The 12,033-nt window shown below is 69.6% G+C and carries 12 protein-coding genes; 4 read left to right on the top strand and 8 right to left on the bottom strand.

Annotation, left to right across the window (positions count from 1 at the left end; genetic code table 11):
- Window positions 1-16: 16 nt before the first annotated feature.
- Window positions 17-430, top strand: coding sequence for a GFA family protein (locus ACTOWL_RS24455; RefSeq protein ID WP_441323894.1), 414 nt, complete (start codon window positions 17-19; stop codon window positions 428-430).
- A 174-nt stretch (window positions 431-604) separates the two neighbouring features.
- On the opposite strand, the gene ACTOWL_RS24460 is transcribed toward ACTOWL_RS24455, so the two are convergent.
- From ACTOWL_RS24460 to betI, 8 genes are all read right to left on the bottom strand, one after another.
- Entirely contained in the window at window positions 605-775 is a 171-nt protein-coding gene (locus ACTOWL_RS24460; RefSeq protein ID WP_441323895.1) for a hypothetical protein, read from the bottom strand.
- A gap of 187 nt (window positions 776-962) precedes the next feature.
- Window positions 963-1,178, bottom strand: a complete 216-nt coding sequence (locus ACTOWL_RS24465; protein WP_441323896.1) for a hypothetical protein — start codon at window positions 1,176-1,178, stop codon at window positions 963-965.
- A gap of 115 nt (window positions 1,179-1,293) precedes the next feature.
- Complete coding sequence (locus ACTOWL_RS24470; protein WP_441323897.1) at window positions 1,294-2,139, bottom strand: ABC transporter permease subunit; 846 nt, start codon at window positions 2,137-2,139, stop codon at window positions 1,294-1,296.
- A complete protein-coding gene (locus ACTOWL_RS24475) occupies window positions 2,136-3,086 on the bottom strand; it encodes an ABC transporter permease subunit (RefSeq protein WP_441323898.1) in 951 nt (316 codons plus the stop codon). Before ACTOWL_RS24475 ends, ACTOWL_RS24470 begins: the two co-directional genes overlap by 4 nt.
- On the bottom strand, window positions 3,083-4,231 hold the full coding sequence (locus tag ACTOWL_RS24480) for an ABC transporter ATP-binding protein (RefSeq protein WP_441323899.1): 1,149 nt from the start codon (window positions 4,229-4,231) through the stop codon (window positions 3,083-3,085). Before ACTOWL_RS24480 ends, ACTOWL_RS24475 begins: the two co-directional genes overlap by 4 nt.
- 16 nt (window positions 4,232-4,247) lie before the next feature.
- Window positions 4,248-5,351, bottom strand: coding sequence for a polyamine ABC transporter substrate-binding protein (locus tag ACTOWL_RS24485; RefSeq protein WP_441323900.1), 1,104 nt, complete (start codon window positions 5,349-5,351; stop codon window positions 4,248-4,250).
- A gap of 116 nt (window positions 5,352-5,467) precedes the next feature.
- On the bottom strand, window positions 5,468-6,646 hold the full coding sequence (locus tag ACTOWL_RS24490) for an acyl-CoA dehydrogenase family protein (protein ID WP_441323901.1): 1,179 nt from the start codon (window positions 6,644-6,646) through the stop codon (window positions 5,468-5,470).
- A 10-nt stretch (window positions 6,647-6,656) separates the two neighbouring features.
- Complete coding sequence (gene betI / locus ACTOWL_RS24495; RefSeq protein ID WP_441323902.1) at window positions 6,657-7,304, bottom strand: transcriptional regulator BetI; 648 nt, start codon at window positions 7,302-7,304, stop codon at window positions 6,657-6,659.
- Window positions 7,305-7,498: 194 nt separating this feature from the next.
- Between betI and ACTOWL_RS24500 the strand changes: the two genes are divergently transcribed.
- From ACTOWL_RS24500 to ACTOWL_RS24510, 3 genes are read left to right on the top strand one after another with little or no spacing between them, the layout of a single operon-like run.
- A complete protein-coding gene (locus ACTOWL_RS24500; protein ID WP_441323903.1) occupies window positions 7,499-8,842 on the top strand; it encodes an aspartate aminotransferase family protein in 1,344 nt (447 codons plus the stop codon).
- A gap of 25 nt (window positions 8,843-8,867) precedes the next feature.
- Entirely contained in the window at window positions 8,868-10,487 is a 1,620-nt protein-coding gene (locus ACTOWL_RS24505; RefSeq protein WP_441323904.1) for a phytoene desaturase family protein, read from the top strand.
- Entirely contained in the window at window positions 10,474-12,033 is a 1,560-nt protein-coding gene (locus ACTOWL_RS24510; RefSeq protein ID WP_441323905.1) for a phytoene desaturase family protein, read from the top strand. Before ACTOWL_RS24505 ends, ACTOWL_RS24510 begins: the two co-directional genes overlap by 14 nt.

Here is a 12,033-nt window from a genome sequence, read left to right on the forward strand (position 1 = left end):
CGGGAGAGGAAGCGCGATGAAACGCACCTATCACGGCAGCTGCCATTGCGGCGCCGTGCGCTTCGACTGCGACGCCGACCTGGCGGCCGGCACCAGCCGCTGTAACTGCTCGATCTGCGGCAAGGGTCGGTTCTGGAAGGCGATCGTGAAGGCGCCGGACTTCCGCCTGCTGCAGGGCGAGGAGGCGCTGTCGGACTACCGGTTCGACGGCGCCGCGGGCGGCACCATCCATCACCTGTTCTGCCGCCGCTGCGGCGTCAAGCCGTTCGGGCGCGGCCATATGGAGGCGCTGGGCGGCACCTTTTACGGCGTCAACATCGCCTGCCTGGACGATGTGACGGCCGAGGAGCTGGCCGGGCTGCCAATCCAGTACGAGGACGGCCGTGCCGACCATTGGGACAGAGCGCCGGCGGAGACGCGCCACCTGTAAGAGACCGTCTGTAAATGCTACTGGTGCGGCCGTCTGACGGCGGTTTCTGCGCTTCCGGTGCTCACGGACCCAAACGTCCGCTGCGCGCCGGTTCTCGAAACCACCGCCAGCCGACTCACACCAGCGCATTTCCAAACGGTCTCTAAGGCCGCGCGACTCCGCCGCAGCCTGTCGTCAGTAGGCCGGCGTCACGACCGTGGTGCGGGGCGGTGGCGTCACCACCGTCGCCGTCGGCGCCGGCTGGGTGACGATGGTGGTATCCGGCTTGTCAGGGGTGTTGTTCACCGTGCAGGCGGCCAGCAGCGGCAGCCCGAGAAGCGCGACGGCTAGGATCGTGGAGCGCATATCCTATCCTTCCATTCCGTGAAGCGGGGTGTCTCGACACCGCGCTCAGACAGCAACAGGACGATCTGGCGTCCCGTTCCCGAAGGCGCGGAGCAGGCCGGCACGGCGGCCCGGGAAGCGGACGCCGCGATAGACGCCCTGGCGGCCGGAGCCGTGGGGCTGCCGTGCCGGTCTCAGCGGGCCGGCCTCAGTAGGCCGGTGTCAGCACCGTCGTGCGCGGCGGCGTGACATAGGTGGTGCCCGGGGTGGTTACCACGGTCGGGGCCGGCTGAGTGATCACGGCAGCCGGGGCCGGCTGCGTGACCACGGTGGTCGGCCGGTCGGGCCCGGGGTTGTTCACCGTGCAGGCGGCAGCCAGCAGCGACAGGCCCGTCAGGGCGAAAGCCGCGGAAATCGAACGCATCTCACGTCCTCCAGTGCAGTGAAGCGACCCGGATCGAGGCCGCAACGCACACCCAATGGGACGAAACGGGCGTGGGTTCCTTGAACCGCATTTACGCAAAAATCGATGGTGATCTTTATGCCGATCCGCCCCCGGCCGCGGCACGGCGGCTGTCGCGGGCCTTGCGGGCGTCGCGGCGGTTCAGGATCACGGCGCTGGCGATGACGAAGCTGGCCACCACCAGGATGATGATCGTCGCCAGGGCGTTGATGTCCGGCGTCAGGCCGAGCCGGACCTTGGAGAAGATCAGCATCGGCAGGGTGTTGGCGCCCGGGCCAGAGGTGAAGGTGGCGATCACCAGGTCGTCCAGCGACAGGGTGAAGGCCAGGAGCCAGCCCGACACCATGGCCGGCGCCAGCAGCGGCAGGGTGATGTCGACCATCACCTGCCAGGGCCGGCTGCCGAGATCGGCCGCCGCCTCCTCGATCGAGGAATCCATGTCGGCCAGGCGCGACTGCACCACCACGGCGACATAGGCCATGCAGAAGGTGACATGGGCGATGGTGATGGTCATGGCGCCGCGGCCGGACGGCCAGCCGAAGCTGTCCTCCAGCGCCACGAACAACAGCAGCAGGGACAGGCCGGTGATCACCTCGGGCATCACCAGCGGCGCCGTGACCATGCCGGCCAGCAGGAGCCGGCCGCGGAACCGGCCGAACCGCGCCAGGGCGATACCGGCCATGGTGCCGAGCGCGGTGGCGACGGTGGCCGAGACCGCGGCGATCTGCAGGCTCAGCAGCGCCGCGTCGACCACCTGCCGGTTGCCCCACAGCGCCACGTACCATCTGGTCGAGAAGCCGCCCCAGATCGTCGCCAGCCGCGATGCGTTGAACGAGAACACGATCATCGAGGCGATCGGCCCGTAGAAGAACACGAAGCCGGCCACCAGCCAGAGGGTGAGGAAGCGGGACCGGCCCCTCATGCCTCCCCTCCCCGCGCCTGGCGGTTCTGGAACCACAGGATCGGCAGCACCAGGACCATGAGCAGCACCACCGCCACGGCGGAGGCCACCGGCCAGTCGCGGTTCGAATAGAACTCGGCGAACAGCACCTGGCCGATCATCGGGCTGGACGGGTTGCCGAGCAGCGCCGGGATCACGTATTCGCCGGTCGCCGGGATGAACACCAGCAGCGACCCGGCGACGATGCCGGGCAGCGACAGCGGCAGGGTGACGTCGAGGAACACCCGCCAGGGCCGGGAGCCAAGGTCCATCGCCGCCTCGACCAGGCTCCGGTCCAGCCTCTCCAGCGTCACGTAGAGCGGCAGGATCATGAAGGGCAGGTAGGAGTAGACGATGCCGAGATAGACCGCGAAGTCGGTGTTCATCATCTCGATCGGCTGGTCGAGGATGCCGCTCCAGACCAGGAATCCGTTGAGGATGCCCTGCTTGTTGAGGAGCCCCATCCAGGCATAGATGCGCAGCAGGAACGAGGTCCAGAACGGCAGGATCACGAACAGCAGCAGGATGTTGCGCGCGCTCGGCGAGGACCGGGCGATGCCGTAGGCGATCGGATAGCCGCAGACCAGGCACAAAGCGGTCGAGATCAGCGCGATCTTGACCGAGTTCAGATAGCCCGCGAGGTAGAGCCAGTCCTGGGTCAGGAACACGTAGTTGCGCAGCGAGGCGGTGATGGTGGGCCACGCCCCCTCGCCCCATTCCAGCAGCGCCGAATAGGGCGGCCGGCCGACGATGCTCTGGGCCAGGCTGATCTTCAGCACGATCAGGAACGGCACCAGGAAGAACAACACCAGCCAGACCGTGGGCACGCCGATGATCAGGCCGCGCCAGGCGTCGCCGACCCGGCGCAGGGCCCGGACCAGGAGCGGCCGGGCCGGACGAGCGCCCCCAGGGTCTGGCACCGCGGTCATTCGGTCAGCAGCAGCGCCGCGGCGGGGGACCAGGACAGCCAGACCCGGTCGTCCCAGTCGACCGGCCGGTCCTCCTCCCGCCCGCGGCGCTCGTTCTGCCGGCTGACCGAGACCAGCCTGCCGTTGCCGAGTTGCACCCGGAACAGCGAGCGGTCGCCGAAATAGCCGAGGTCGTAGACCATGCCCTGCAGCGTGTTGGCGGCACCCTGCGGCGGCTCGCGCCCGATCGCGATCTTCTCCGGCCGCACCGCGACCGAAACCGGCGTGCCCGGCGCCACCGCCCCGGCATGGACCACCACCAGCGGCCCGGCCTGCTCGGTCGCCACCGTCACGCGCCCGTCGGCCGCGCTCTCCACCTTGCCCTCGAACAGGTTGATCGAGCCGATGAAATCCGCCGAGAAGCGGCAGTTCGGATATTCGTAGATGTCGGTCGGCGTGCCGGTCTGCACGATCCGGCCGCGATTCATCACCGCGATCCGGGTCGATAGCGCCATCGCCTCCTCCTGGTCGTGGGTGACGACGATGAAGGTGACGCCGACCTGGTACTGGATATTCATCAGCTCGAACTGGGTCTGCTCGCGCAGCTTCTTGTCGAGCGCAGCCAGCGGCTCGTCGAGCAGCAAAAGTTTCGGCTTCTTCGCCAGGGCCCGGGCCAGGGCGACGCGCTGGCGCTGGCCGCCGGACAGCTGGTGCGGCTTGCGCGGGCCGAAGCCCTGCAGCTGCACCAGCTCCAAGAGCTCGGTCACCCGGTCGCGCCGCTCGGCCGGGGTCATCGCCTCATGCTTCAGCCCGTAACCGATGTTCTTCTCCACGCTCATATGCGGGAACAGGGCGTAGGATTGGAACATCATGTTGACCGGCCGTTCATAGGGCGGCGTCCGGGTCACGTCCTGGCCGTCGATCAGGATGCGGCCGGCGCTCGGCGTCTCGAAGCCGGCGAGCATGCGCAGCAGCGTGGTCTTGCCGCAGCCGGAGCCGCCGAGCAGGCAGAACAGTTCCTTGCGGTGGATCTCGAGGTCGACCGCATCGACCGCGGTGAAGTCGGCGAATTTCTTGGTCAGCCCTTCGATCCGGAGGATCGGCCTGGCCTGCGGATCGAGCCAGGGTCGGTCCTTGGTGTCCGGATAGCGCTCGGCGGTGGGCATCTGCGCCGGCGCCGCCCTACTGCCCGGCCTTGATCTGGCTCCAGGCCCGGGTGCGCAGCCGCAGCGCCTCCTGCGGCAGGTCGGCCGGCACGTAGAGCTTCGCCCGCGTCGCCGCGTCCGGGTAGATCGCCGGGTTCTCCAGGATCTCCTTGTTGACGTATTGCGCCGCCGCCTTGTTGGCGTTGGCGTAATTGGTGAAGTTGCTGGCAGCGGCGATCACCTGCGGCCGCAGCATGTAGTTGATGAAGATCAGCGCGTTCTCCGGGTGCGGCGCGTCGGACGGGACCAGCCAGCCGTCGAACCAGGCCGGGCCGCCGCTGTCGGGCACCGAATAGGCCAGGTTGATCTTCACCCCCGCCTCCTCCGCCCGGCTGGCGGCGGTGGCATAGTCGCCGGACCAGGAGAAGGCCAGGCACAGCTCCTGGTTCGGCAGCTGGTTCAGGTAGTTGGCGGAATCCACCGCCTTGACATATTGCCGGATCGGCTTGAACAGCGCCGCCACGGCCTCGTAATCCTCCGCCTTCTGCGAGTTCGGGTCGCGGTGCAGGTAGGACAGCGCCATCGGGATCATGTCGGTCGGCGATTCCAGGATCGAGATGCCGCAATCCGCCCATTTCGCCGCCAGCTCGGGCTTGAACAGCATGTCGAGCGAGGTGACCGGCGCGTCGGCCATCCGCTGCTTGATCATGTCGACATTGTAGGCGAAGCCGGCCGTGCCCCACATGTAGGGCACGAAGTATTCGTTGCCCGGGTCGTGGCCGGCGACGACCTTCAGGATCTCGGGGTCGAGATTGCCGTAGTCGCTCAGCTTCGACTTGTCGATCTTCCTGAACACCCCGGCCTTGACCAGGGGCGGGATCAGATGGGAGCCGTGCAGGACGACGTCGTAGCCGGAGCTGCCGGCCATCATCTTGGCGTCGACGGTCTCGGACGCGTCATAGGTGTCGTAGATCACCTTGATGCCGGTCTCGGCCTCGAAATCCTGGATCGTGGTCTCGCCGATATAATCGACCCAGTTGTAGACGTTGACGACCTTCTCCTCCTGGGCCTGCGCCGCGCTGGCGCCGAGGAGGATGGCGGCCGCGGCCAGCAGCCGGATGGGCCGGGGGGAACACGTCATCGTCTGGCTCCCAATGTCGCCTCGCCTGCCGGCCGATCTTCTGCATGCCGCGGCCGTCGGCGTCTCTATTGAGAGCCCGCTTCGCCGGATTTCTCCAGTGGAATTTTAAGGAATCTTTACGGCCCGATCGTGCCCTTCAGCCCGCGCTTCAAGAGGCCGCCGGCGATGATCAGCCGCTGGATCTCGCTGGTGCCCTCCCAGATCCGGTCGACCCTGACCTCGCGATAGAACCGCTCGGCCACATTCTCGCGCATGTAGCCGCGGCCGCCGAAGATCTGCACCGCCCGGTCGGCGACCCGGCCGGCCATCTCCGACGCCAGCAGCTTGGCCACCGAGCAGCGGATGTGCAGCGCCTTGACGTCGAGGCCGCGGTCATGTGCGTCCGCCGCCTCATAGGTCACCAGCCGCGCGGCGTGCAGCTCGGCGACGCTGTCGGCCAGCATCGCCTGGACCAGCTGGAACCGGGCCATCGGCTCACCGCCGATCCTGCGCTCCGCCGCGAACGCCGTCGCCGCCTCGATCAGCCGTTCGGCCGCGCCGCAGCAGCGCGCCGCGATCATCAGCCGCTCGCGCCGGAACCAGGCATGGATGAAGCCCATCCCCTGCCCCTCGGCGCCGATCCGGTTCGCCGCCGGCACCCGCACCCGGTCGAAGCGCAGGATCGGATGGTGGTGGCGGTAGCTGTGGGTGTAGGCCGGGCTGCGCACCGTGCTCAGCCCCCCGGCCGGCATCTCGACGAAGAACAGGGCATGGCCGCCATCGGCTTCCCCGCCGCGGACCTTGGCCTGGACGATCACCGTGTTGGCCAGGTTGGCGCTGGTGACGTGCCATTTCTCGCCGTCGATGACGTAAAAGTCGCCGTCGCGCCGCGCCGTGGTGGCGATGTCGTCGACATCGGAGCCGGCGCCCTCCTCCGTCACCGCGGTGCAGATGTGCCGCTCGCCCCGCATCAGCGGCAGGATGAAGCGGTCGATCTGCTCCGGCGAGCAGGCCTCGAACATCCAGGACTGCGCCTCGCCATAGCACCAGGCCAGCGCGTTGGTGACCCGGCCGGTCTGCTCCGCGATCGCCACCTGGTCGAGCAGCGGCAGCTGCAGCCCGCCATGGCGCTTCGGCGCGTCGATCCGCGGCAGGCCGAGCTCGAGCGCCAGCCGCTCGTGCCGGGCCGCCACCTCGGCCGGGATCTCGCCGCCGGCAAGCTCGGCCCGCTCCTCCCACGGGATCAGCTCGGCCTCGACGAAGCGGCGGATTTTGTCCTGCCAGTCGCGGGCGCTGTCGGGGAGCGTGAAGCTCATGGCGTGCCTCTCAGGGCCGTATTGGCCCGTCCCGGGTGAAATGCCGGGGGAAGACCGAGACCAGCATCTCGACCGCGCAGGCCCGGGCGTCCTCGCGGCCGAACTCCTTCGGCCCCATCATCACATGCAGCCACAGCCCCTCCAGCAGCCCGTTCAGGCTGCGCGCCAGGAGGTCCGGTGACTGCCCCGCCGCCGCCAGCTCGCGGCAGAGGTTGAGCAGGGTCAGGTGGTAGTCCTGGTCGTTGGCGCTGCACAAAGCGCGGTAATGCGGCCGGGTCTTGGCCTCGCCCCAGAAGGCGCACCAGGCGGCGATCTTCCTCGGATTGCAGATCTTCCGGTCGAAATCGGCCAGGACCAGCGCCCACAGCTTCTCCGCCGCGGCCGGCCCGGCCTCGTGCAAAGCGCGGCGCCAATGGGCGCGGTACTCGTCGGAGAGATACCGCAGCGTCTCGACGAGCAGCTTCTCCTTGCTCTCGAAATGGAAGTTGACGATGCCGCGCGACAGGCCGGCGCCGTCCGCGACCACGGCCATCGTCGTCTCCTCGTAGCCGCGCTTGGCGATGGCGTCGATCGTCGCCTCGATCAGCTCCTGCCGCCGCAGCTCCTTCGACTGACGCCGCCCCCCATTCACCTTTCTCGCGGCCTGGCCTTCGGCCATCGGCTTCCCCCTGAAATCTCCATAAAAGCCTAGCATCGGCGCGGGTCTCTGGAAAGATGCTGAATGAACATCCAGCAAGCTTTTAATTGAACGTTCATTCAACACGATGGACAGAAACGGCTCCGCCATGCCATCCTGAGTCCCGAAATTGCGGCCCCAGAACCGCCGGACCAACGACACAAGGACCCGCTGCCATGACCCGCAGCCTGGCGCGCAGCAACGCGCAATTCCGTCGGGCGTCGACCCGCCTGCCCCTCGGCGTCGCCTCCAACTTCCGCTACTGGGGCGACGACCGGACCATCTATGTGAAGCGCGGCCGCGGTGGCCGGATCTGGGACCTCGACGACAACGCCTATGTCGACTACCGGCTCGGCTACGGCCCGGCGATCCTGGGCTATGCCGACCCGCGGGTGGACGAGGCGGCGCGGCAGAGCATGGACATCGGCGGCGTCTTCGCGTTGTCGACCGAGCGCGAATTCACCGTGGCCGAGCGCATCGCCAGGATGATGCCGGCGGCGGAGCTGGTGCGCTTCTCCAACTCCGGCACCGAGGCGGTGATGGCGGCGCTGCGCCTGGCCCGCGCCCACACCGGCAAGGACTCCTACGTGCTGGTCGAGGGCAGCTATCATGGGCTGTTCGATGCGGCGATGTGGCTGGTGGCGCTGGACGACTGGGACCCGCGGCGGACCGACCGCGACCCGCCGGTGATGCCCTATTCCCAGGGCGTGCCGGAGGCGGTGCGGCCGCTGGTCCACCTGACCCCGATGAACGACGCCAACCGGCTGGAGGACCTGCTGCGCCGCCGCTCGCACGAGATCGCGGCGATGCTGATCGAGCCGATCATGGGCAATTGCTGCGGCATCACCGCCGATGTCGCCTATGTCCGCGCCGTGCGCGAGCTGTGCGACCGCTACGGCGTGCTGCTGATCATCGACGAGGTGAAGTCGGGCTTCCGCGTCGCCCGCGGCGGCACGCAGGAGCTGATGGGCGTCAAGGCCGACATCACCACCATGGCCAAGGCGATGGCCAACGGCTATCCGATCGCGGCCATCGGCGGGCGCGAGGACATCATGCGCCGCTACGGCCGCGGCGTCGCCCATGGCGGCACCTACACCGCCCATTCCGTGGCGCTGGCCGCGGCCGAGCGGACGCTGCAGATCCTGGACGAGACCCCGGCGCTGGACAGCATCGCCGCCTATGGCCGCCGGCTGCAGGCCGGGATCAAGCGGATCCTGGATGCCCGCGGCGTGGTCCATTGCTTCGCCGGCCACCCGTCGATGGGCGGGCTGTTCTTCGCCCCGACGCCGCCGCGCGACTACCGCGACTGGAAGCGCTCCGACTACAGCTTCTACGACGCGCTGGCCCGCGAGCTGCACGAGGAGGGCGTGCTGTGCGAGCCGGATTCGCGCGAGCCCTGGTTCATCTGCGAGGCGCATGACGACGCCTGCCTGGCCGACACCCTGGCCGGCTTCGAGCGCGCCGTCGATCGCACCCTGGACAAGGGCGGCGACGACGCGAAGCGAGCCGTGGCACAGTAGGCGCGGGACCGGGGGGACCGCGCCCATGAAGACCTGGGACGTCATCGTCGTCGGGGCCGGGCACAACGGCCTGGTGGCGGCCGGCTACCTGGCCCGCGCCGGGCTCGAGGTGCTGGTGCTGGAGAAGAACGACTGGGTCGGCGGCGCCGCGGTCAGCCGGTCGCTGCATCCGGGCATCCTCTATTCCAACTGCTCCTATGTCTGCAGCCTGCTGCGGCCGGAGATCATGCGCGACCTGGAGCTGCCGCGGCACGGGCTGCAGGTCATCCCCTATGAGGGCGGCGCCGTGTTCACCCGCGACGGCGACGCGCTGGCGACCTACCGCCAGCACGACGCCCACCGGCGCGAGATCCAGCGTTTCTCGCTGCGCGACGCCGAGGCCTATGACCGCTATTCCGCCGACGTCACCCGGCAGTGCCGCTTCATCCGCCCGTTGCTGCTGCGCACCCCGCCGGACCCGGCGTCGCTGCGGCCGCGCGACCTGCAGGAGCTGCTGTATCTCGGCCGCAAGTTCCACGACCTGACCGAGACCGAGATGGCCGACACCATCCGGTTCTGGACCATGAGCATCGCCGAGTTCCTGGACGAGTATTTCGAGAGCGAGGTGGTGAAGGCCGGCTTCGCCCTGTCCGGCATCATCGGCACCGCGCTCGGCCCGTGCTCGCCCGGCTCGGCCTATGTGCTGCTGCACCACTATATGGGCGATGTCGACGGCGCCACCGGGGCCTGGGGCTTCGCCCGCGGCGGCATGGGCGCCATCACCCAGGCCATGGCCGGGTCGCTGCGCGCGGCCAAGGGCGAGATCCGCACCGGCGCAGCGGTCGAACGCATCCTGATCGAGAACGGCAAGGCCGCCGGCGTGGTGCTGGCGGGCGGCGAGGAGATCCGCGCCCGGCAGGTCGTCTCCAACCTCGACGTCAAGCGCACCTTCCTGACCTTGCTGGAGGAGCGGGAACTGCCGGCGCCGTTCGTCAAGCGGGTGCGGAACTTCAAGATCCGCGGCTCCTCCGGCAAGGTGAACATCGCGCTGGACGCCCTGCCCCGCTTCCCGGCGCTGCCCGAGGGGTCGCCCTGCCTGCGCGGCGACATGCACTTCACCGACAGCGTCGAACGGATGGAGCGCGGCTATGACGACTGGAAGGCCGGGCGCTGGTCGGCCGACCCGTTCCTGGACATGATGATCCCGACCACGCTGGACCCGACCATGGCGCCGCCGGGCCAGCACTTCATGAGCTGCTTCGTGCAGTACTGCCCGCCCAAGGTCGAGGGGCGCGACTGGACCGACGCCGACCGCGACGCCTTCGGCAAGACCGTGATCGACCAGATCGCCGACTACGCGCCCGGCTTCCGCGACCTGATCCTGCATGCCGAGATCCGCACCCCGCGCGAGCTGGAGGCCGAGGTCGGGCTGACCGAGGGCAACATCTTCCAGGGCGAGCTGACCTTCGACCAGATCCTGTTCAACCGGCCGGTGCCCGGCTATGCCCAGTACCGGTCGCCGGTGGCGGGGCTGTACATGTGCGGCTCCTCGACCCATCCCGGCGGCGGGGTGATGGGCGCGCCGGGCCGCAACGCGGCGTCGGAGATCCTGCGCGACCTGAAGCGCAAGCCCGCCGTGATGAGCGACGCCTATGACGTCCTGTGACGCCATCGTCATCGGCGGCGGCCACAACGGCCTGGTCTGCGCCGCGCTGCTGGCGCGGAAGGGCCGCAAGGTGGTGCTGCTGGAGGCGGCCGAAGAGATCGGCGGCGCCGCCCGGACGGTGGAGTTCGCGCCGGGCTTCCACGTCTCCCATGTCGCGCATGTGCTGAACCAGCTGCATCCGGAGGTGATCCGGGCGCTGGACCTCAAGCGGCACGGCCTGACCCTGGCCGCCACCAACATCCCGACCACGGCGCTGTCGGTCGAGGGTCGTCCTCTCACCCTGCACGGCGCGTTCGGCGAGCGGCTGGCGGGCGAGCTGCCGGCCGGAGAGGCCGAGGCCTGGGCGGCGCTGCGGGCCCGGCTGCTGCGCTTCGCCGGCGCGCTGCGGCCGTTCCTGACCCAGGTGCCGCCCCGGCTGCGCGGCGGCGGCCGCGGCGACGCCCTGGCGCTGGGCAAGCTCGGCTGGGCGATCCGCCGGCTGGGTCGCGAGGAGATGCGCGAATTCTTGCGCATGATCCTGATGGACGTGGCCGATGTGCTGGAGGAGGAGCTGTCGGACCCGCGGCTGATGGGCGCCGTCGCCTTCGACGCGGTGCTGGGCACCCATCTCGGCCCGCGCTCCCCGACCTCGCTGCTGGCGCTGCTGCACCGGCTGGCCGGACAGGCCGACGGCGTGCCGGCGGCGCTGGCCCTGCCGAAGGGCGGTATGGGCACGGTCGCCGCCGCCATCGCCGCCGCGGCCCGGGCCACCGGGGTCGAGATCCGCACCGGGGCGCCGGTGGCGAAGATCCTGGTCGAGGCCGACCGCGCCGTCGGCGTCGCCCTGGCGGAGGGGGCGGAGATCCGGGCGCCGGTCGTCGTCTCCGGCGCCAATCCGCGCACGACCTTCCTGGATCTGCTCGGCCCGCGGGTGCTGGATGCCGGCTTCGTCCGCCGCATCGGCCATGTCCGGATGCGCGGCAATGCCGCCAAGCTGCATTTGGCGCTGGACGGGCTGCCCGAAGGGCTGGCCCCGGCGCTGCTGGCCGGACGGCTGGTGGTGGCGCCGGGCATCGACGCGGTCGAGGCCGCGTTCAACCCGGCGAAATACGGCGAGGCCTCGCCCGAGCCGGTGCTGGAGGCGGTGATCCCGTCCCTGACCGACCCGTCGCTGGCTCCCGCCGGCAAGCATGTGATGTCGGTGGTGGCGCAATACGCCCCGGCCGAACTGCGCGGCGGCTGGGAGGCCGGCGGCCCGGCCTTCCGCGACAGCATTCTGAAGGGGCTGGAGCGGCACCTGCCCGGCCTGTCGGCGCGGGTGCTGGCGGCGGAGCTGCTGACCCCGGCCGACCTGGAGGCGCGCTACCGCATGCCCGGCGGCCACTGGCACCATGGCGAGCTGGCGGTCGACCAGTTGATGATGCTGCGCCCGGTGCATGGCGCCGGCCAGTACGCGACGCCGGTGCCGGGCCTGTATCTGTGCGGTGCCGGCAGCCATCCCGGCGGCGGGGTGATGGGCGCCGCCGGCCTGAACGCCGCGCGGAAAATCCTGGCGGAGGCCCGCTGA

This window comes from Inquilinus sp. CA228, assembly GCF_052078665.1.
GTDB lineage: Bacteria > Pseudomonadota > Alphaproteobacteria > DSM-16000 > Inquilinaceae > Inquilinus.